The following is a 19,948-nucleotide window of genomic DNA, read 5'->3' on the forward strand; positions in this document are numbered from 1 at the left end:
CCCGATACGCTGGCTGCAGCACTGATTGCCCCAGGGTAGTGGGGGGGGGGGGGGGGCGCCCCCCCCCCCCCCCGCCCCCCCCCGCCCCCCCCCCCCACGCCCCCCCGGGCGGGGGCCGGGCCGGCGCGCCCGCGCCCCCCCCGGGCCCGCCCCGCCCCCGCCACTACCGATCAGAGTCGCTCGGCCTTGCCGCTGGCCAGTGCGCGCGCGATCACCTGCTGCGCCTGCTGCGACGCCTGGGCATGCACGCGTGCCTGGCGCTCGCCCAAGGCGGCCTGCTGGCTGCCCAGTGCCGCCTGGCGGCTGGCCAGTTCAGACTGCTGGCTGGCCAGGCGCTGCATGTCACGAGTGCGGCCGGACTGCGCGGCCTCGCTGCGGGCTTCCTGCATCGCACGGCGTGCCTCGGCGGCGGCCTCGCGTGCAGCCTCACGCGCAACGGCCACGTCGCTGGTTGCACCGCGCGCTGCCTTCGCCGCTTCCGCAGCCGCCTCACGGTTGATGTCGTGGGCGGCCATCGCATTGCGTGCAGCCTCGGCGGCAATCAGTGCGATGCGGCGCGACTCCTCGCCCTGCAGGCGGCTCATTTCACCCATCTGCCTGCCGAGTTCACCCTGCTGGCGACCCAGCACGCTTTGCTGCCGGCCCAGTTCGCTCTGCTGGCGGCCCAGCTCTACGGCACCGCTGTAGGCACGCTGCAGGGTCTGGATCAGCATCGGGTCACGCACCACGTAGCGCTTGTCACCCTGGCGGAACCACAACGCCGGGCCCTTGCCGAGCTGCCTGCGGGCCACCGTCACGTCGTCCATGCCGCCGTTGGCGAAGGTCGAATCACCATCAACCAGAACGAAGGCCTCCCGGGGCGACCTGCCCAGGTCGAGGCGACCGTAGGTGGTGATGGAGGTGGCGGCCGACGTCGCGCCTTCATCGCCTTCGGCCATGCCCGTGGCATCGTCGACATCGGCCACATCGGCATCGTCGGGCCCGGTCGCGTCAGCGGGTTCGGCCGGCGCGGCCGGCACGGCCGGTGCTGCAGGCGCAGCCGGTGCCGCCGGTACGCCCGCGGCGGATGGCGGTGCGGCCGGAGCCTTGGGAGCCTTCGGCGGTGCTGGCGCCACGACCTTGGGTGCCGCCGGTGGCGCGGGCGGTGCCGGCGGCACCGGCGCTGCGACCAGTCGCATCGGCGCCACGCCCACCACCACCACCACAGCAGTCAGCGCCATCGCCAGGATGCGGGGGCAGGCCCGGCGCGGCTGCAGCGAGAGCAGGCGACGCTTGAGGCTGGTGGCATCGGGTGCGGCACTGGCCACGCCCAGGTGCGGCTGCGGTGCCACCCCCAGCTGCAGCAGCAGACGGCCATAGGCCTGGCGGCTGGCAGCGTGCTGGCCCACCACCGCCGCGTCCACCGCTTCTTCGCGCGCTTGTGCATATTCACGCACCGACAGGCGCAGCAGCGGATGGAAGAAGAACAGGTGCTGGGCCAGCGCAGGCAGCAGGCCCCACTGCAGGTCCCGCCGCTGCAGGTGCTGCAGTTCATGGGTCAGGGCCAGGTCCAGTGCGTCGCCCTGCAGGGCGTTGTCGCCAGCCGGCAACAGCAGCACCGGGCGGAACGGACCGACCAGCTGCGGTGCGTCCACCTGCGTGCTCATCCACAACCGCGGCGCAGGCCGCACGCCGTGTGCATCGGAAGCCAGCTGCAGGGCCTGCACCAACGCCTGGTCCTCGCAGGGATAGGCCGCTGCCAGCAGCGCGCGGCAGCGACGCCACTCACCAAAGGTACGCAGCGCCATCAGCAGCACGCCGGATGCCCACAGCGCGGCCAGTGCGACGGCCCACCACGCCACTGCCGGCGCGTCTGCTGCAGGCATCGGCATCGCGGCCAGCAACTGTGCCGAGGCCTCCGGGGCCAGCGGGTAGACGATGTCAGCGGCCACGTCGGTCGCGGTCGTCGCCACCGCCTGCGGGGCAGGCAGCCAGGCCAACTGCAACGGCTGGCTCCAGAACAGGCCGAGCACGGCCTGCAGCGAGACCAGCCACCACAGGCGGCAGCGGGTCGCCGCCGACAGCGACGGCAGCGCGCGGCACAGGCCGTACACCAGCGCCACCAGCAGCACGGTCTGCAGGCTGGTCCAGCCCAGGCGTTCCAGCATCGGGATCAGCATCGTGGTGTCCATGACTCAGCCCTCGTGGCGACGCGATTGGAGTTGGGCGACCAGCGCTTCCAGTTCGGCCAGCTCGTTGTCGCTGACCTTCTGCCGCTGCGACAGATAGGCCACGAACGGCGACACCGAGCCCTGCAGGGTGTTGTCGACGAACTGCGCCACCGCGCCCTGCAGCACGCTCTGCGGGCCACGGGTGGCCTGGTAGCGGTAGACGCCGTCCTGCTGCCGGCGCTGAAGATACCCCTTCGCCCGCAGCCGCTCCATCATCGTCAGCACGGTGGAACGGGCCAGGCCACGGGGCTCGGCGTAGCCACTGGCGACCTCGCCGACACTGGCCGGCGCATGTTCATCGATGTACTGCAGCAGGGCCAGTTCCTGGTCCCCGATCGTCTTGCCACGCATGACACCACTCCCTTGACTACACGTGTCGTCAATGTCAGCTTGACGACAGCTGTAGTCAACCCCCCGGAAGTCATGGGCCGACGAACGGTAGGCACACCGCGCGCTTAAATATGCAGACGCGTAAAGTTTGTCGTTTAGGACAAACATTCCCGAAATTCCGGGAATGTCTGACGCGTTTTGGGGTTGAAGCCGACTTTGCGCGTAGACCAGAACGTCAAACTTTTGAGAAGCTGGCCCCATCGGGCAGCCCTTTTCACGCCGGCAATAGGCGAATCAATCTAATCGAGTTGAGCTTCTAGATAGTCGCGTACAGCCTCAAGGGCTCCGATCTGCCCGCTACACATCGGCTTGATGGCGGGTTTGCCACAGAAGATTGCTGCCGACTTGGCAGGTGCACCCCTCAAGCGGACAGCCGTGCGTACACGGCTGTCACTTATGCAGCCTGACTGCGCGGGTGTGGCGACACCCCAGCTTTTTAGCTGTTCACGAAATCAAGGAGGTCTTGGTTCACCTGATCGGCATGCGTGGTCGGAATGCCGTGCGGCGCACCCTTGTAGGTGTTGAGCTTTCCGTTCTTCACCAGCTTGGCAGACAGCAGCCCGGAGTCGGCATATGGCACAACCTGGTCGTCATCCCCGTGGATTACCAGTACGGGAATCGTGATTCCCTTCAGGTCCTCAGTGAAATCGGTCTGCGAGAATGCGACGATGCCATCGTAGTGCGCCTTGGCCCCGCCCATCATCCCCTGCCTCCACCAGTTCCAGATCACGGCATCAGAGGGTTCGGCGCCAGGGCGGTTGTATCCGTAGAACGGCCCTGCAGGGACGTCGTAGTAGAACTTTGCACGGTTGGAGGCGAGCTGAGCCTGGAAGTCGTCGAAGACTTCCTTGGGAGTGCCTTCGGGATTTCCGGCAGTCTTGACCATAAGCGGGGGGACGGCACTGATGAGGACCGCCTTGGATACTTTGTCTTCCCCATGACGGGCAATGTAGCGGACCACCTCGCCGCCACCAGTTGAGTGGCCGACATGCATGGCACCTTGAACGCCAAGGTGGGTCACCACTGCAGCCACATCATCGGCATAGTGGTCCATGTCGTGTCCATCCCATACCTGCGTGGATCGACCATGCCCTCGTCGATCATGGGCCACAACACGGAATCCGTTGTTCACGAAGAACAACATCTGCGCGTCCCAGTCATCGCCGGACAGTGGCCAGCCATGATGAAAGTAGATGACCTTGCCGTTCCTCGGGCCCCAGTCTTTGTAGAAGATCTCGACGCCGTCGCTTGTCGTTACGTAGCTCATCTCGCTCTCCAAGATAGGTAGGACTGTGAGTTCTCGAGTGAAACCCCGCGAACTGGCCGATGGCCGGCCATGTGGGCCGGTCCACACCGCGAACGCTGCCATGCTGGCGTGTCAAATGAGTGTATTTTTAACGACGACTTTAAGGTCGAAAGTGAAGATCGTAGAGTTGGTCAAGACTACGGGCCCCAGCGCTTCGCGGATTCGGTTCTGCGAGGAGGAAGGGCAAATCGGCATTGCCCCTCGGGGCAGCAAAACCCTGATGAGGACTTCATCTGCCTTGGGCGAAGGGATGGGACGGGTGGCCGGACTCGGTACTTCGGGGCCGCCAGCTTGAGTGATCTCAATAGCGACCATCTGAGTGGGATGATCGCGGCCTTGAATCGGGGTGTGCATCGCATGCTCGTTAGAGTGCGTGCTGTCTGGCGGATATCCGCTCAGCAGGTCTGCGCGTTAAGGCTCGGATGCAGCAGATCCGAGCGCCGAGCCAACTCTAAGATTGGAGCTTTATTTAAGGTCAAGAGCCTGTTGCGCGGAGCGTTCAGCTAGGAGCGTGCTGCCGACCTCGGCGTAGCACTGCACCTTTGGAGCTGATCGATTAGGAATGTTTATCGGGGGTAGGGAGTGTCCGCTTCTGGACGGAAGCGGACGCACACTACGGTCCATTTCCTCTTCGATATGACAACGGCGGCTTACGACCTTTGCAATGCAGGCTAGTCATTCTCAGGCGTTGCAACGGATTGTGAATAGGTCACAATCCGCCTAGTATCGAGCTGTGCTGGGGGGGGGGCGAACCCTTTCGAGGGGCGTGGGTGGCACAGCCAAACTCCCAAGGGGGAGCGACCATCAAATGGTTTGGCGGGAGAAGAGACTATGTCGACAGTGAGTTTTCTTGCGGGTGAGTTTTTTCTGCGGAACAGACCCAACGGCGGCACGGCTGTACTGTTGCGGTCGCTTTGGGTGACATCGCTAATTTGTGCGATCGTGCTCCCAATCAAGTCGTACTTTGCGGCCGGCACGGAGCTTGTTTTCTCAGCAGCCCAGCTCAAAGTCGAGATTGGGCAAATGATCCCATGGTTCGGCGCCATCTTTGCCGGTGCGTACGCGGCGTTCTACACTAGGTTCGCAGCACAATGGGGCTATCTGGCCGCGCTGTACAACCAGCTCATGGCAACTCTTGCTTCCGCACCGCCAGGGCAATTTCCGAACGAAACTCTCATCGGTTGGAATGCCGCATTCATAGAGGATGCTCAAGACTTGCATCTTGCACGGAAGTCAATGTTTGCATCGGTCATCAGAGAGTTGCTGCAGAATCCGCACGTTGTTCGAGTCTTTCTAGCCTCCACCCAAGGTGGCCCGAACCGGCTTCGTGAATTGGAGCGCCAGCTCAATTGCATTGCGGTGGCTCCTGCAGAGTTCGACTTTGGTACGGCACAGTCGGGGCAGCGTGCAGTTGAAAGTTTGGATGCTTCCCAACCCGAAATGTGATTCGTTCGAGACAAATCCCCTGTAGCGGCTCGGCTCGGTTGGAGCTTCACGGATTTCTGCTTCTGGCCACTGCGAGACAAGCTAGCCTAAGTCAGTCTTCCGACGCTGATCGGCCGAGGTCTGCTTCTGGCCGAAAGCGGACGCTAACCAAAACGATGTCAGGCCCGGCCACTCGATGGAGGCCTCATCCGTGAAGTAGTACGGGTTCTGGGGCGGACGAGGAAAGTTGGGTTCTTGCACGTGATCGTCAGTGTGGTGCCATGCACCCAGCGCTGGTGGGAAATTGTAGGGCTTCACGATTTCAAGGTTCTTACCGTGCCATTCCCGACACTCCCTGCTAGGGGAAACGAAACCGCCTAACTACGCGGTCACTGCTTCGCAATGATTGGTCGCCGGCCCTCTACACCGGCAGACATCTCGCGAGGTGCTTCGGTAGAATGTTCGTTGAGGGGGGGGAGCCTGCTGGTATCGCGATAACTCACTAATTGGCCGCATTCTGCCGATTAAATCTCTTGTTCCTACGCCTCATCTTTTCGACTCATCACTACTTTACTAATGGGCCAATGACGCTATGGATGTGCGTGAGAACGAGGCTTTCACACAGCTCCTGCGGGATGCAGTTCTTCAGGCCGAGAAGATCGGCTATCGGCCAACTCAGTTCAAACGTATGCTCGAACAGTACGGGGGCTTCGAAACGGTGCAGCGTGTGCTTGCAAGCGGCAAGCCTTCCGATGGATTCACGCGGCTGTGGGAACTCAAGCGCCTGGATCTGACCTGCGAAGCTCTGATCGTGGAGTCTGAATGGCGTGGTCACTTTGATGCTGCTCTGCTGGCCCGCGCCGAGAAGCTGCTGAGGGACATGAACTATCCGTTCAAGCCATACGCCGCGCCTGTCGTTGATACATCGCCTTCTGCCCCTCCTGGGATAGACACAAACTCAGAAGCCGATGGCGATTCTCCACTATCCAACAGTCAACTTCGTATCAATGCATTCTTTCGCGATGTTTTGCATGCGCCTGTAGCCAATGACCGGTGGTCCTGGGGCTCGGTGGATGAGGCGAGGCGTTGTGTATTCCTTCGGCTCTGGGCAGAGGATGTAGAGCAGCAGAAAGACTTCCCGACTATTCGCGTACTTGGTCCGCGTCAAACCAATAGTAACGGCTGGTCTGAACGTCAACGGCACTTGGAACTGGTTCGGGCGGGCTATGACGCCTACGCCATCGTGTGCGAGAAAGGAGCAAAGTCCAGCACGAGTATTGGCAGCTTCGACGCTAGCCAGTTATCGCGTCTGAGTGCCATCTCCGATGTTGGTGGAGACCTGTACATGAAGCTCAGCGACAGGTTGCCTGTATCGGCCTTCTATCGCCACTCGTCGGAAGCGACGGTTGACAGCGAGTTGATGCAGATTCGGGAAGGTGAGGGGGCTGAGACTACGCGCAAGACCTTGGTTGATGCGCGCCTTGGGCAGGGGCGCTTCCGTCGCGATCTCTTGCAGCTATGGGACGGGAAATGTGCTGTCACGGGTACTGCAATCGCCGCCGTATTGCGCGCATCACATTGCAAGCCATGGTGTGGTTCAAACAATGAGGAGCGGCTTGATCCACACAACGGGCTTCCTCTCACTGCCAATCTGGATGCGCTGTTCGATGCGCTTTTGATCACCTTTGACGACGATGGCGAAATGCTTACGAGCGGTGTCATCACGCCCGAGGAGAGAGAAGCATTGGGATTGCCTGCGCCCCTGCTGAAGAAGCCAGGCTCGAAATTGAAGAACTATCTGAAGCATCACCGCGAGCGGTTCAATCTATTGCGCACACAATAGGGGTGCATGACGGGCGATTTCAACGAAGCGGAACATCACGGTCTGCAACGGCAGTAGATCAATGAAGCAGTAGCCTCACTTGCCGCTGCATTCCGAGCGTCATAGGATCATCGTTCTCGTGTACAAGGATGGTGCCGATGCCGCGCATGGTCGTTCTGCTCCTGGCAATGATTTTCAGTGCTTCAGCGCAGGGTGAAACCTTGTGGAAGGGGACCAGCGCAAAGTCGATGGTTGATGGCGCTGGCGACGTCCTGGATACGGAGGGCGCTACGATTCAGCTGTCTGCCGAATCCACCGGCGAGGCGAGCTTCATTGGCGCGATCACATCCCTGGATGCTAGTTCGTTCAAGGGCAAGAACGTGCGGCTTGCCGGGCGGCTTCGCGTGGATGGCGGGACTGGCGCCGCAGCGCTCTGGCTTCGTGCTGATGGCCCAACGGGACGGCTTGCATTTGCCAGCTCCGGCGGCGTGCCAGTGCGTGGTGGTGAAGGTCTGCGTGAGCGCGAATTGTTACTGTATGTTCCGGAGGCCAGCACCCACATCAAGTTCGGGGTTACTTTGGGCAGCGCAGGTGCTCTGAACGCCGAACAGCTCACCCTGACGTCGGCGGCGGTGGAGAAAACCGGTGTATCCGCCTACGCCATGCTGGCGCACGCGCTGCCCCTCATTCGCGCGAAGGCGTTGAATACGGGAAACGTCGACTGGCCCGCCGAAGAGGCGGCGCTACTCACGGACGATCAGAAGGAGCTTCCCGCGCAGGAGGCATATGCGGGGTTGCGTAGGGTGCTGGACACGCTTGCAGACCGCCACAGTCTGCTTCAAACTCCGAAGGAGGCCTCGACATATCGCGCGCAGGCCGTTCGCAGCCGACCGATGGAATCCCGATCCATCGCGGACATCGGATACATACTGGTGCCGGGGCTGCGTGGGATAGGAAAGGACGACAGGGGCGCGTTCACCGCGGAACTCTGCAACCGCATCGCCACCCTGGCACCGACCTCAACCAAGGGCTGGATCGTTGATCTTCGCCAGGACAACGGTGGCAACATGTGGCCCATGCTCAATGGACTACAATCCCTGCTCGGTGACCGCGATGCAGGCGGCTTCCGAGATGGGCAGGGAAAGACGAGGAAATGGCGCTCACGCGCCAGCCCTGCGTGCAGCGCCGATCTGTCCGACAGCCGCGTCGCCGTGCTGGTAGGGCCGAGGACGGCGAGTTCCGGCGAGGCCGTGGCCGTTGCCTTCAGGGCGCGACCCGGAACCCGGTTCTTCGGACAGCCAACCGCAGGGCTTGCGACGTCCAACACGACCTTCCCGCTTCCCGATGGTGGCGCGCTGTTGCTGACGACCGCGGCAATGGCTGACCGTGAGGGTACTGAGTACCCCAAGGGGATCGTGCCGGTTAGCATTGTTCGCGGGGATCAGGATGCGATCGAGATTGCGCTGCACTGGCTGCGTTCGGCGCCGTAGGTTTCGTATCGCCTTCTAATTCGATGTCCGCTCTTGGCCGATAGCGGACATAGGCCCCGCGGCGAATGTCCACCTCTTCTTTGGCGATTCGGTCAGAGCTCAATTCAATCTGATCAACTGCCTACCAGCTTGTCGACTTCGCCTGCGAAATGATCTTGGGATCTGGGAAGCTACCCTTGAGAGTGCACCGAGGCGACCGCGATGCCGGCCGGATTTCCCCTCAGGCGCTATGCCAGTCTACAATATACCGTCAAATACCCAACGGATCGGCTAGCGATGACTCCACCCTGACGCTTGATTGAAGAAGCGACCCAGACACTTAGGTCTGGAAGGGTGCCTGTTTCTTTCGTTTGGCGCGCACTGCTGTGCGCGGAGATCATTTTCTATGTCTGCAATTTATCCCCTGCGCCAGCAATGGCTCGGTAACATCCGTGGTGACCTGCTGTCGGGCATTGTCGTTGCGCTAGCCCTGATTCCTGAGGCAATCGCGTTTTCCATCATCGCCGGCGTCGACCCAAAGGTAGGTTTGTATGCCTCGTTCTGCATCGCCGTCATCACCGCCATCGCCGGTGGCCGCCCTGGCATGATCTCGGCTGCGACGGGCGCCATGGCGTTGGTGATGGTCACGCTGGTGCGCGAGCACGGCATTCAGTATCTGTTTGCCGCCACCATCCTTGCCGGCGTCCTGCAGATGCTGGCCGGCGCCCTGCGGTTGGGCTCGCTGATGCGCTTTGTGTCGCGCTCGGTGGTGACCGGATTTGTGAATGCACTGGCGATTCTCATTTTCATGGCGCAGCTTCCCGAGCTCATCGGCATGCCGTGGATGGTGTATGCGATCTGTGCTGTGGGTCTGGCAATCATCTACCTGCTGCCGCTGCTGACCAAAGCCGTTCCTTCGGCATTGGTGGCGATCGTGGTTCTCACGGCCGCTTCCATGTATTTCGGCTTCCAGGTACGCACCGTAGGCGACATGGGGGCGTTGCCTGACAGCCTGCCGTCGTTCCTGATTCCGGATGTGCCATTTACCTGGGAAACACTCCAGATCCTGCTGCCGGTTTCGGCGACTTTGGCGGTCGTTGGCTTGTTGGAATCGCTGATGACCGCGCAGATCGTCGAAGACATGACCGATACCCCGAGCCAGAAGAATCGCGAATGTGCTGGCCAAGGCTTGGCTAACACCGTAACGGGCTTCTTTGGGGGCATGGCAGGCTGTGCAATGATCGGCCAGTCGGTGATCAACATCACTTCCGGTGGCCGGGGCCGTCTCTCGTGCCTTGTGGCCGGCGTGGTTTTGCTCCTTCTGGTTGTTTATGGGTCAAACCTGGTGAGTCAGATTCCAATGGCCGCACTGGTCGCGGTGATGATCATGGTCAGCATCGGCACCTTCAGCTGGCGCTCGCTGCGCGAGCTGGCCATTCATCCCAAGAGCTCTTCGGTCGTGATGATTGGCACGGTCATCGTGACCGTGGCTACCCACGACCTCGCCAAAGGCGTGTTGACAGGCGTGATCCTGTCGGCGGTGTTCTTCACCCGCAAGGTCGGCAAGATGCTGATCATCGACGACACCCAGGTCGAGACCGACTCGCGCGTCTACGTTGTGAAGGGGCAGGTGTTCTTTGCGTCTGCCGGACAGTTCGTGAGTAGCTTCAACTATCTGGATGTCCCCAAGGAGGTCATCATCGATCTGAAGGACGCCCACTTCTGGGACCTGACCGCCGTTGATGCGCTCGACCGGGTAGTGATGAAGCTGCGCGAGCACGGCGCGACCGTTGAGGTGTTCGGTCTCAACGATGCAAGTGAGACCTTGGTAGACCGCTTGGGAAAGCATCGTACGCCAGGCGCCACACGGTCGTCGGGTCATTGAACAGATGAGCGAAGCGGGCACCGAGGGGTGCCCGCTTCCTTTTCGGCAGTCATCGAGTTGACATATGGCAAGGCAATACTTCGATTATTCTAGATAAATGGTTGCGATGACATGCGTCCCCTGAATGTTCTGTTCATTTGCACAGGCAACTCGGCGCGCAGCATTCTTGCCGAAGCACTGGCCAGCCATTTAGGGCGTGAACGTATCCGCGCTTACAGTGCGGGCAGTCATCCCAAGGGCGTAGTTCATCCGGTGGCCCTGCAGGTGCTCTCGGAGATTGGCTTCGACGTTGCCGGGCTGTCGAGCAAGCCGTGGGATGCATTCGCAGGTCCGGAAGCACCGCAGATGGATCTCATCGTAACGGTGTGCGATCGTGCCGCGGGTGAAGCGTGTCCCGTGTGGCCAGGCCACCCGGCTACCGCCCACTGGGGCATCCCCGACCCGGCCGCAGTGCAGGGCAGTGCTGATCTGGTCCATAAGGCGTTCCTGAGCACGCTTCACCAGCTCCAGCACCGTCTCGGATTGCTGTTGGCGCTTAAGCCTGAAGCGCTGGACCGCATGGCCCTGCAATCGCAGGTGCGGGCGCTGGGCAATGGCGCCGAGGCTCACGCGCCAGATAACACCGGAGAAGCCTCCCCGATGTAGTCGCTGATCTGCCTTACTGCCTCGCGCGCGTATCGGGTCACCCCGATCAGCGTGGCCGATGCTGCGCCATTCCAGTCGCCATAGCCAAGCAGCCAAATCGATGGCGCTGCGACCGACCGAACCTGGGTGTCATCCACGTCGATCCGACCACGAGCGTTGACAATGCCCAGTCCTTCCAGGTGCGACAATACCGGCCGGAAGCCGGTGCACCATATCACCGCGTCGAAGTTGCGTTCGCTGCCATCTGCCCACTGCATACCGGTGGCGGTGAAACGGACGGGTGGCGGCATGGAGACCAGTACGCCGCGGCGCCGTGCGTCCACCACCGGCGGCACCATCACGATGTCGCCAAAACCATCTCGCTGAATATCCGGCTCGCGTCCTTCCTGCTGAGCCCTCCACTTCTCGGTTGCGCGTGCGAAGAGAACGCGCCCGTCGACATCGTCGGCCAGGAAGGCTGGCTCCCGCTGGGTGATCCACGTGGTCTTGGCCACCTTGGAGACCTCGGCCAGAATCTGTGCGCCTGAGTTGCCGCTGCCGATGATGGCCACGCGCATTCCGGCGAAGGGTTCGGGATGGCTGTAGTGGGCCGAGTGCAGCTGCACGCCACCGAAAGCGTTCAGACCTTCATATCCGGGCGTGCAGGGATGCCGCCACGTACCCGTGGCGCTGATCACTGCACGTGTCTGCCACTGCCGGCCGTCATCTGCTTCCACCCGCAGCCGGCTCCCCGAGCGGCTGATGCGTTTTACCTGCACGGGACGGATGACAGGCAGCGCATACTTATGCTCGTAGCGCGCGAGGTAGTCGAGCACTTCCGCCTGCGACGGGTACGGTTCCCGGGTAGCAGGCATCGGCCAACCGGGAATCGAGCTCCAGCCCGCCGGCGAGAACAGATGCAGGGATTTCCACGCATGCTGCCACGCCCCGCCAGGTGACGTTTCGGCATCAAGAATCACATAGGACAGCCCGCTGCGACGCAGAAAGTAGCCAGCCGAAAGACCCGCCTGGCCACCTCCGATCACCACGACATCGACGCTTTCCATCGGGACTTCCTCATGCTGCAGCACCTAGGCGGTTCAGCGGCTCCGTGCATCGGCAGGAAAGTAGCTTTTGCCCAGGCGCAGGGCGACGTGGACCAGCAGAATCAGCACGGGCACTTCCACCAGCGGGCCGATAACAGCCGCGAAGGCTACCGGGGAAGCCAGCCCGAACGCCGCGATCGCCACGGCGATGGCCAGTTCGAAGTTGTTGCCTGCTGCGGTGAACGCGATCGCGGTGGTGCGGGGGTAGTCTTTGGCGATCAGCTTGCCCATGAAGAAACTGATGACAAACTGGATGATGAAGTACAACGTCAGCGGGATCGCGATGCGTACCGCGTCCATCGGAATCCTCAGCACATCGCCGCCCTTCAGGCTGAACATCGCCACGATGGTAAACAGCAGTGCGGCGAGGGTTACCGGGCTGATGGCGGGCAGGAACGTCTCTTCATACCATTGCACGCCCATGCGCGCCTTCAACCATCGGCGGGTGAGGAAGCTCGCCAGGAACGGGATACCAAGGTAGATCAGAACAGCCTCGGCGATGGTCCAGAAACTGACATCGATGACGCTGCCCTGCAGACCGAACACCGGCGGCAACCAGGACAGGAAGAACCACGCGTAGACGCTGAACAGCGCAATCTGGAAGATCGAGTTGAATGCCACCAGCCCAGCGACGTACTGGCCGTCACCGCGGGCAAGCTGATTCCAGACCAGCACCATGGCGATGCAGCGTGCCAGCCCGATCAGGATCAGGCCGGTCATGTACTCGGGGTAATCGCGCAGGAACAGCACGGCCAGGCCGAACATCAGGAACGGACCGACGATCCAGTTCTGCAGCAGCGAGAGCATCAGTACCCGTTTGTCGGCGAAGACCCGCGGCAGTTCCTCGTACTTCACCTTGGCCAGCGGCGGATACATCATCAGGATCAGACCAATCGCGATCGGGATGTTGGTCGACCCTATGGAGAGGCTGTTCAACGCGCTGGGCACACCCTCGAACAACGCCCCCATACCAACGCCGAGTGCCATGGCGGCGAAGATCCAGAGCGTGAGATACCGGTCCAGGAAGGACAGGCGGGAGGTATCAGTGGTCATGGGGATTTCCGGAAGGACGGTCAGTTGATCTGTGCGATCGGGTCGAGCCGGGCCTTGAGGGCCTCGCTGTCATCCCAGACGCGATCGGAGATCTCCAGGAAGGCCCTCAGGCGCGCCTTGATGATCTGGTGCGCGCGATCGAAGGCTTCGGCTTTCTCTCCGTCCGAGCCTTCAACGCCGGCCGGATCGAACAGGCCCCAGTGCACCCGTACAAAGTCGCCGAACACTACCGGGCATGCCTCGACCGCCGCGCTGTCGCAGACGGTGACGATCAGATCCATCGGCGCGGCATCCGCTTCGGCGAACTCGTCCCACGACTTGCTGCGAAGGCCGTCCACTGGGAAACCCTCGCGCTGCAACTGAGCAATGGCAAACGGGTTGACACGGCCGGCCGGCTGGCTGCCGGCGCTGAAGGACTCGTAGCGGTCTTGGCCCCACTTTTTCAGGGTCGATTCGGCCAACACACTGCGAGCGGAATTACCGGTACACAAGAACAGGACGCGACGGGTCATCTGAGCGATCTCTAAGGTGGGTTGGTCAGCAGCCTGCGGGGCGTTCACAGGCCTGTTCGTCGGCACAGCAGTTTTCAGTGAGGTAGGCCACCAGCTCGTTCATTGCCACGAACTCGGCCCGGTAGCAGATGGTCCGGCCACGTTGCTCGGCGCTGATCAGTCCCGCAGCCAGCAGTTCCTTCAGGTGGAAGGAGAGCGTCGCGCCAGGCAAGCAGAGCGTCTGGGCAATGTCACCGGCCAGCTTGCCGCCGCTGCCGGCCTGTACCAGCAGGCGGAAGATCGACAGGCGGGTGGCGTGGCCCAGGGCAGCAAGAGCGTGGGTTGCAGTGTTATGTTCCATAATTCTAGAATAATGGAATCGATATCGCAGGACAACCCCGTGCAGCAGATCCCCAACGTGGTCCCAGGTGCCTTGGACATCCCGACGGCCACCAAGCTCAACGACCCGGCGGCGCAGCCGCACCGCCCGCGCATCCTGATCCTGTACGGCTCGCTGCGGCCTCAGTCGTTCAGCCGCAAGCTGGCGCTGGAGGCGCAGCGGCTGCTGGAACAGCTCGGGGCGGAAACCCGCCTGTTCGATCCACACGAGCTGCCGATGCTTGACTCGGTGCCAGCCACCCACCCAAAGGTGCAGGAGCTGCGCCAGGCCTCGCTGTGGTCGGAGGGCCACGTGTGGGTCAGCCCGGAACGCCATGGCACCCTTACCGCGGTATTCAAGAACCAGATCGACTGGCTGCCACTGGAAGAGGGCGGCGTGCGCCCCACCCAAGGCCGCACGCTGGCCGTGATGCAGGTCTGCGGCGGTTCGCAGTCGTTCAACGTCGTCAACGCGCTGCGTGTGCTCGGCCGGTGGATGCGGATGGTGACGATCCCCAACCAGTCCTCGGTCGCCAAGGCCTGGCAGGAGTTCGACGACGAAGGTCGAATGAAGCCTTCGGCGTACTACGATCGCGTGGTGGACGTCATGGAGGAACTGGTCAAGTTCACCCTGCTGGTGCGTGGGCGCAGCGACTACCTGGTGGACCGTTACAGCGAGCGCAAGGGGGCCATCGAGGCGGCGGCGCTGGCGGCCGCTGCAGGGGTGGTGGAAACTGTTTTTAACGAGGAGGAAAGTGCGTGAACGCGGTCATCTACCACAACCCCAAGTGCGGCACCTCGCGCAACACTCTGGCGATGATCCGCTTCGCCGGGATCGAGCCGGAAGTGATCGACTACCTGGCCCACCCGCCCAGCCGCGCGCGCCTGGTCGACCTCATTAGGGCCGCGGGCTTGAGCGTGCGCGACGCCATCCGCCAGAAGGGCACTCCTTATGACGAGCTAGCACTGGGCGATGCGGCACTGAGCGACGACGCGTTGCTTGATGCCATGCTGGCGCACCCAATACTCATCAATCGTCCTTTCGTGCAAACCGATAATGGCACGCGCCTGTGCCGGCCTTCCGAACTGGTGCTGGATATCCTGCCGAAGCTTCCCGGACCATTCCGGAAGGAAGATGGAGAGTTGGTGGCCGAGCACAGGGGAGGCCCGGCGACCTAATCTGGGTGCTGGGCCGGGCTGGCCGCCTTTGAGAACAACCGGAGATCCTGCCCCATGCCGACGCTCCATCCCGCAAAAAGCGAAAGTGCGTGGCGTGACTTTCTGGTGTTCCTATGACTGGGACTGACCTCGTTCGGTGGCCCGATTGCCCATCTGAGCTACTTCCGCCTCGAGTTTGTCGAGCGCCGCCGGTGGCTGACGGACCGTAGCTACTCGGATCTGGTGGCCTTGTGCCAGTTGCTTCCAGGCCCAGCCAAGCAGCCAGGTTGGGGTGTTGCTGGGCTTGGCCCGCGCCGGCTGGCTTGGCCTGCTGGCCGCCTGGGCAGGTTAATCGCATGGGTCAGGTCGCGTTGGCGCTGCACCAGTTCGGCTACGCGCGCCGCCATGCGGTTGGAATGTTCGATGATGACCCGGATCTGCGAGCGCGGCGAGATCGGGCAGCGTCGAATCCCCGCTAGGAAGCGGATCCTGCCAGATCGGAGGGCAGCTGTCGGCCAGAAGTGGATACTGCAATCATTGCTGCCTGAGCCCACTCTCCAAAGGCAAGGGGGAGCGCCTGCTGTTCGCCCGCTGTCACATCAACTGCGACTAGCTGAAATCTTTGATCGCCTACCTGGCAGGGCATTGCGCGCACCAGCATCCTGTTCGATCTGATGACTAATGATTCTCAGGACTTGCTGCGGTACCGGTGTGCGGCTACCTCGCTATCACTACTTGATCAGGAAGTCATTCAGTGATTTTCCACTTGCTACCAGCTCGGCTATCCATCGCGGTTGCCGCCCTCGACCGGACCACGTCTGGCCGCGCACTGCAGGATTGCGGTACTTGGGAGCGATCTTGGACACTGTCGATTTGGCAGGCCTCCGATCACCTCGCTTCTTGGCGGTTTCGGAGGGCACGATCACTGAAGCGCCGTAGAGTTCCTCTATCGTGTATCCATGATCCTTGACGTACTTGTTGATCTTGGCGCGCATCGCTGTGGCCTTAGGGCGTGACAGCACCTTGGACTGCTGCTTCTCCGCCTGAGCAATCAGTGAGCGAAGCTCCTTGGCAGAAAGGCCGCTGATATCAATAGTCATGAATTCTTCCCCGATGTCGAGGCCCTAGCCTATTCTCAAATGACATTGCGTGTCACTCCATGTCCACTATGAGTCGCTCAATCTCAGGATCGACTACTAAAAAGTGGATCGTGTTAGCTACTCTCTCACTACACATGATTTTCACGTGGCATATGGACCTGAGGACTAAAGACGCGTCGTGAGTGATTGCTGTGGCGTCGCCAAGAGTTCTTTGAGATCGCCAGTTTGAGGCATTGGATGAATCGACGTTAGACTCAAGCGCTTTCCGTAGCAGATCAGGGAGGCAAGGCGCATAACCGTGAGATCAATTCCCTTCATTGTCGCTGCCGCGTTGGCGGGAACTTCGCTGGCTGCAGATGCTTCTGAGGATAACCTCCATAGAGATCCTTACTTTGATCCAGGAGGCGCCGTCAGGTTCAACTATGGCTGGCTCGACTACGGGCCGTCCAGCCGCCTGCAGCTTGAACTGATGCGTGCAGACCTTGACGCTGGAACCGGACCGTTTTCCTTCTCTGCCCAATACCGCTGGTACGATGGCTTCGACGCCGTGCATCACGCCTACGCGGGCTGGCAGTTCTCCGATGCTACCCAGCTCAAGGCAGGTATCCAGCAAGTCCCGTTCGGGCTGCTCCCCACCGTTTCGCAGAGTTTCTGGTTCGGCTCCGGCTACTACCTGGGCATCGAGGATGATTACGATCCGGGCCTTGTGGTGATTCACCGCAGCGGCAGCACAACTTGGCATCTTGGCTGGTTCTCCGGAGACGAATACGGGTCCGGGGCTCGCTACGATCGCTACTCCTTTGATGTCGCGCAGACCGAGGCGTTGCCGTATCGCGAGCGGCAACGACTGCATGCACGCGTGGAGAGCGCGCGCGACTGGGGCGGCGGCGAACTGTTGCTGGGCGCATCAGCGTTTGCTGGCAAGGTGCAGAACACTCAGACACGGCGTCAATACGGTCATCAGGGCGCGGCCCTCCACGCACAGTGGCAGCGCGATGGTTGGACCGCGCAGTTGCAGTGGGCGCGGTACCGGTATGACGTGCCCGGAGATCGCATCGCAATGTCGGCGTTCCAATCCCCCTTCCAGGTTGCAGCGCAGGCGGATGTGCCAAGCGCCAACATCGCCTATTCGTTCGGCCAGAAGGGCTGGCTGGATGACATCACCTGCTATAACAACCTCAGCATGACCCGCCCGGTCGGGCACCGCGCGGGCCTTCGTGATTCGTGGCAGAACGTGACCGGTTGCAGCCTGCAGAAAGGCATCATGCTCACCTATGTCGACTGGATCGCTGGCCGCAACATGTGGTTTGCCGGTGGTGATGGTATCGGCATCGACGAGGGAGGTCCTTCCCGCTGGCATTCACGGCTGAACTTCAACATCGGCTTCTACTTCTGATCGGCCTCGCGCAAGCCAGAGGCTTCTTCACCCAACAACACGGAGGTATCCATGCAGAGCACGGCTCCGCAACATCCCCCCGTTCGCCAGCGGATTCTTCTGCAGGTGTTCATTCCCACGGCAGCCATCGTCATCGCGCTGCTGGCGCTTGCTGCCATCGCGCCCGATATAGCCACGCGGTGGTTCACCGCGGCCAAGTCATGGGCTGCCAATGATGCAGGCTGGTTCACCATCCTTGCGGTGGCCGGCTTCCTGGTCTTCGTCGTCGGCGTCGCCATCAGCAGTTACGGCCGCATCAAACTCGGCCCTGACCACAGTACGCCGGACTACAGCTACGGCTCCTGGTTCGCCATGTTGTTCGCTGCCGGCATGGGCATCGGTCTGATGTTCTTCGGCGTTGCCGAGCCCATCATGCACTACGCCACGCCGCCGGTCGGCTCGCCCGAGTCGGCCGCAGCTGCCCGCCAGGCCATGCGCATCACCTTCTTCCACTGGGGCATCCACGCATGGGCGATCTACGCAGTGGTAGCGCTGTCGCTGGCGTACTTTGCCTACCGGCACAATCTCCCGCTGCGTGTCCGATCCGCACTGTATCCGCTCATCGGCGATCGTATCCACGGCCCGTTGGGGCATGCTGTAGACACGTTCGCCGCGCTAGGTACCATCTTCGGCCTGGCCACCTCGCTGGGGCTGGGCGTCATGCAGATCAACGCCGGCCTGAACTACCTGTTCGGCCTGGAGGTCAGTACGCTCGTCCAGGTTGGCTTGATCACCGTCATCACACTGGTGGCGACCGGCTCGGTCGTGGCTGGCCTGGACAGCGGCGTACGCAGGCTGTCCGAGCTCAACATGATCCTGGCGGCGGCGCTGCTGGCCTTCGTGCTGGTCTGTGGACCCACCGTTCACCTGATGCAGGCGCTGGTGCAGAACACCGGCATGTACGTTTCCCAGCTGTTCTCGATGACCTTCAACCTTTATGCCTACGAACCCACTGGTTGGCTGGGTGGCTGGACGCTGTTCTACTGGGGCTGGTGGATTGCGTGGTCGCCCTTCGTTGGCATGTTCATCGCGCGCATCTCACGTGGACGCACCGTCCGTGAGTTCGTGGTGGGGGTGCTGCTCGTACCGCTTGGCTTCACATTCCTGTGGATGACCATCTACGGCAACACCGCGTTGCACATGGTGCGGGCGGAGGGCATACAGCAGTTGGTGCAGGCGGTCTCAACCGACAGCTCGATGGCGCTCTTCGAGTTCCTGGAGCACCTGCCGCTGACCATGCTGACCTCTTCGCTGGCGGTCATCCTGGTTGCGCTGTTCTTCGTAACCTCAGCTGACTCCGGTGCCCTGGTAATCGACATGCTCACCTCGAAGGGTGAGCAGGAATCCCCGGTCTGGCAGCGGATCTTCTGGGCGCTGCTGGTCGGCGGCCTGGCGATTGCATTGCTGGTGGCTGGCGGGCTGGAATCGTTGCAGGCTGCCACCATTGCCAGCGCGTTGCCATTTACGATCGTCATGATCCTGATGTGCTGGGGACTGCTGAAGGCCATGCATCTGGATGCCACCAAGCGCTCGATCCTGCGCGAGGCACGTATCCTACCGGGTACCAGCGAGGATTGGCGGGCGCGCCTGCGCCTGCTGGCGCACAACCCGTTGAAGATCGAGGTGACCGGCTTCATCGAGCAGCGCGTCATTCCTGCATTGGAAGAGGTTGCCGCTGAGCTTCGCAAGCAGGATCTGCCGGTCCAGGTCTCCAAGGGAGAGGATGGTCGTGCGTGGCTACAGGTTGGCCATGGCGAGGAGATGGACTTCTTCTACTCCGTACGGCCCCAGCCCTATGAGCCGCCGACGTTCGCCCTGCAGGATCCCCGTCGGCCGGTCAGCGAGGGTACCCGTCATTACCGTGCGGAGGTCTATCTGCGGGAGGGCGGGCAGGACTACGACGTCATGGGATGGACCAAGGTTCAACTCATCCACGATGTGCTCGATCAATACGAGCGCCACCGTCAGTTCCTGGACAAGGTGCGCTCGTAGAATCTGCACACAGATGCCGCCCGGAGTAGCGGCATCTGCCTTGGGTCGGGCATGACCCTGCGTTGACGTGGCCTCGGCGCCCGGCCGTGCTATTGATGGTCGAA

Annotated in this window: 18 protein-coding genes and 1 pseudogene; 10 read left to right on the forward strand and 9 right to left on the reverse strand. The window is 61.9% G+C overall.

Annotated features, from left to right (window positions below; translation table 11 throughout):
- Positions 1-170: 170 nt before the first annotated feature.
- The 4 genes from RCF13_RS03840 to RCF13_RS03855 all read right to left on the reverse strand — a co-directional run bounded on the left by RCF13_RS03840 (position 171) and on the right by RCF13_RS03855 (position 4,260).
- On the reverse strand, positions 171-2,171 hold the full coding sequence (locus tag RCF13_RS03840) for a M56 family metallopeptidase (RefSeq protein WP_231352429.1): 2,001 nt from the start codon (positions 2,169-2,171) through the stop codon (positions 171-173).
- A 3-nt stretch (positions 2,172-2,174) separates the two neighbouring features.
- Entirely contained in the window at positions 2,175-2,561 is a 387-nt protein-coding gene (locus tag RCF13_RS03845) for a BlaI/MecI/CopY family transcriptional regulator (RefSeq protein WP_134967898.1), read from the reverse strand.
- A gap of 475 nt (positions 2,562-3,036) precedes the next feature.
- Positions 3,037-3,867, reverse strand: coding sequence for an alpha/beta hydrolase (locus RCF13_RS03850; protein WP_134967897.1), 831 nt, complete (start codon positions 3,865-3,867; stop codon positions 3,037-3,039).
- A gap of 111 nt (positions 3,868-3,978) precedes the next feature.
- Positions 3,979-4,260 (reverse strand): hypothetical protein, encoded by a 282-nt coding sequence (locus RCF13_RS03855; RefSeq protein WP_231352428.1) that lies wholly within the window; start codon positions 4,258-4,260, stop codon positions 3,979-3,981.
- Positions 4,261-4,737: 477 nt separating this feature from the next.
- Here RCF13_RS03855 and RCF13_RS03860 point away from each other — a divergent pair, with 477 nt between their 5' ends.
- The 5 genes from RCF13_RS03860 to RCF13_RS03880 all read left to right on the forward strand — a co-directional run bounded on the left by RCF13_RS03860 (position 4,738) and on the right by RCF13_RS03880 (position 11,152).
- Positions 4,738-5,352 carry a hypothetical protein gene (locus RCF13_RS03860; RefSeq protein WP_134967896.1) on the forward strand — a complete coding sequence of 205 codons (615 nt, stop codon included), beginning with the start codon at positions 4,738-4,740 and terminating at the stop codon, positions 5,350-5,352.
- A gap of 571 nt (positions 5,353-5,923) precedes the next feature.
- Positions 5,924-7,174 carry an HNH endonuclease gene (locus RCF13_RS03865; RefSeq protein ID WP_134967895.1) on the forward strand — a complete coding sequence of 417 codons (1,251 nt, stop codon included), beginning with the start codon at positions 5,924-5,926 and terminating at the stop codon, positions 7,172-7,174.
- A 137-nt stretch (positions 7,175-7,311) separates the two neighbouring features.
- Complete coding sequence (locus RCF13_RS03870; RefSeq protein WP_134967894.1) at positions 7,312-8,643, forward strand: S41 family peptidase; 1,332 nt, start codon at positions 7,312-7,314, stop codon at positions 8,641-8,643.
- Between the two features lie 385 nt (positions 8,644-9,028).
- Positions 9,029-10,507 carry a SulP family inorganic anion transporter gene (locus RCF13_RS03875; protein ID WP_049453246.1) on the forward strand — a complete coding sequence of 493 codons (1,479 nt, stop codon included), beginning with the start codon at positions 9,029-9,031 and terminating at the stop codon, positions 10,505-10,507.
- Positions 10,508-10,618: 111 nt separating this feature from the next.
- Complete coding sequence (locus RCF13_RS03880) at positions 10,619-11,152, forward strand: arsenate reductase ArsC (RefSeq protein ID WP_134967893.1); 534 nt, start codon at positions 10,619-10,621, stop codon at positions 11,150-11,152.
- Here RCF13_RS03880 and RCF13_RS03885 read toward each other — a convergent pair.
- From RCF13_RS03885 to RCF13_RS03900, 4 genes are read right to left on the reverse strand one after another with little or no spacing between them, the layout of a single operon-like run.
- Positions 11,113-12,198, reverse strand: a complete 1,086-nt coding sequence (locus tag RCF13_RS03885) for an ArsO family NAD(P)H-dependent flavin-containing monooxygenase (protein ID WP_134967892.1) — start codon at positions 12,196-12,198, stop codon at positions 11,113-11,115. The two genes, RCF13_RS03880 and RCF13_RS03885, sit on opposite strands and share 40 nt — an antisense overlap.
- A gap of 33 nt (positions 12,199-12,231) precedes the next feature.
- Positions 12,232-13,290 (reverse strand): ACR3 family arsenite efflux transporter, encoded by a 1,059-nt coding sequence (arsB, locus tag RCF13_RS03890; protein WP_134967891.1) that lies wholly within the window; start codon positions 13,288-13,290, stop codon positions 12,232-12,234.
- 20 nt (positions 13,291-13,310) lie between these two features.
- Positions 13,311-13,802 (reverse strand): arsenate reductase ArsC, encoded by a 492-nt coding sequence (locus tag RCF13_RS03895; protein ID WP_134967890.1) that lies wholly within the window; start codon positions 13,800-13,802, stop codon positions 13,311-13,313.
- A 25-nt stretch (positions 13,803-13,827) separates the two neighbouring features.
- A complete protein-coding gene (locus tag RCF13_RS03900) occupies positions 13,828-14,142 on the reverse strand; it encodes a metalloregulator ArsR/SmtB family transcription factor (protein ID WP_005420865.1) in 315 nt (104 codons plus the stop codon).
- 39 nt (positions 14,143-14,181) lie between these two features.
- On the opposite strand from RCF13_RS03900, the gene arsH reads away from it, so the two are divergent.
- From arsH to RCF13_RS03915, 3 genes and pseudogenes are all read left to right on the forward strand, one after another.
- Positions 14,182-14,922 carry an arsenical resistance protein ArsH gene (gene arsH / locus RCF13_RS03905; protein ID WP_134967889.1) on the forward strand — a complete coding sequence of 247 codons (741 nt, stop codon included), beginning with the start codon at positions 14,182-14,184 and terminating at the stop codon, positions 14,920-14,922.
- Positions 14,919-15,338, forward strand: coding sequence for an arsenate reductase (glutaredoxin) (gene arsC / locus RCF13_RS03910; RefSeq protein WP_065178723.1), 420 nt, complete (start codon positions 14,919-14,921; stop codon positions 15,336-15,338). Before arsH ends, arsC begins: the two co-directional genes overlap by 4 nt.
- Positions 15,339-15,455: 117 nt before the next feature.
- A pseudogene (locus tag RCF13_RS03915) lies at positions 15,456-15,666 on the forward strand (chromate transporter); the annotation flags it as partial.
- Positions 15,667-16,048: 382 nt separating this feature from the next.
- On the opposite strand, the gene RCF13_RS03920 reads toward RCF13_RS03915, so the two are convergent.
- A complete protein-coding gene (locus RCF13_RS03920) occupies positions 16,049-16,417 on the reverse strand; it encodes an H-NS histone family protein (RefSeq protein WP_134967888.1) in 369 nt (122 codons plus the stop codon).
- A 298-nt stretch (positions 16,418-16,715) separates the two neighbouring features.
- Here RCF13_RS03920 and RCF13_RS03925 point away from each other — a divergent pair, with 298 nt between their 5' ends.
- Positions 16,716-17,813 carry a hypothetical protein gene (locus RCF13_RS03925; RefSeq protein ID WP_134967887.1) on the forward strand — a complete coding sequence of 366 codons (1,098 nt, stop codon included), beginning with the start codon at positions 16,716-16,718 and terminating at the stop codon, positions 17,811-17,813.
- A 51-nt stretch (positions 17,814-17,864) separates the two neighbouring features.
- Entirely contained in the window at positions 17,865-19,844 is a 1,980-nt protein-coding gene (betT, locus tag RCF13_RS03930) for a choline BCCT transporter BetT (RefSeq protein ID WP_134967886.1), read from the forward strand.
- The last annotated feature ends 104 nt before the right edge of the window (positions 19,845-19,948 follow it).

The organism is Stenotrophomonas maltophilia group sp. RNC7, from assembly GCF_030910085.1.
In the GTDB taxonomy this organism is placed as follows: domain Bacteria; phylum Pseudomonadota; class Gammaproteobacteria; order Xanthomonadales; family Xanthomonadaceae; genus Stenotrophomonas; species Stenotrophomonas sepilia.

Coding starts and splice junctions, on each gene's coding strand:
- RCF13_RS03840 (WP_231352429.1), bottom strand. CDS start 2,171: ATGGACACCACGATGCTGATCCCGATGCTGGAACGCCTGGGCTGGACC.
- RCF13_RS03845 (WP_134967898.1), bottom strand. CDS start 2,561: ATGCGTGGCAAGACGATCGGGGACCAGGAACTGGCCCTGCTGCAGTAC.
- RCF13_RS03850 (WP_134967897.1), bottom strand. CDS start 3,867: ATGAGCTACGTAACGACAAGCGACGGCGTCGAGATCTTCTACAAAGAC.
- RCF13_RS03855 (WP_231352428.1), bottom strand. CDS start 4,260: ATGCACACCCCGATTCAAGGCCGCGATCATCCCACTCAGATGGTCGCT.
- RCF13_RS03860 (WP_134967896.1), top strand. CDS start 4,738: ATGTCGACAGTGAGTTTTCTTGCGGGTGAGTTTTTTCTGCGGAACAGA.
- RCF13_RS03865 (WP_134967895.1), top strand. CDS start 5,924: ATGGATGTGCGTGAGAACGAGGCTTTCACACAGCTCCTGCGGGATGCA.
- RCF13_RS03870 (WP_134967894.1), top strand. CDS start 7,312: ATGCCGCGCATGGTCGTTCTGCTCCTGGCAATGATTTTCAGTGCTTCA.
- RCF13_RS03875 (WP_049453246.1), top strand. CDS start 9,029: ATGTCTGCAATTTATCCCCTGCGCCAGCAATGGCTCGGTAACATCCGT.
- RCF13_RS03880 (WP_134967893.1), top strand. CDS start 10,619: ATGCGTCCCCTGAATGTTCTGTTCATTTGCACAGGCAACTCGGCGCGC.
- RCF13_RS03885 (WP_134967892.1), bottom strand. CDS start 12,198: ATGGAAAGCGTCGATGTCGTGGTGATCGGAGGTGGCCAGGCGGGTCTT.
- arsB (WP_134967891.1), bottom strand. CDS start 13,290: ATGACCACTGATACCTCCCGCCTGTCCTTCCTGGACCGGTATCTCACG.
- RCF13_RS03895 (WP_134967890.1), bottom strand. CDS start 13,802: ATGACCCGTCGCGTCCTGTTCTTGTGTACCGGTAATTCCGCTCGCAGT.
- RCF13_RS03900 (WP_005420865.1), bottom strand. CDS start 14,142: ATGGAACATAACACTGCAACCCACGCTCTTGCTGCCCTGGGCCACGCC.
- RCF13_RS03920 (WP_134967888.1), bottom strand. CDS start 16,417: ATGACTATTGATATCAGCGGCCTTTCTGCCAAGGAGCTTCGCTCACTG.
- betT (WP_134967886.1), top strand. CDS start 17,865: ATGCAGAGCACGGCTCCGCAACATCCCCCCGTTCGCCAGCGGATTCTT.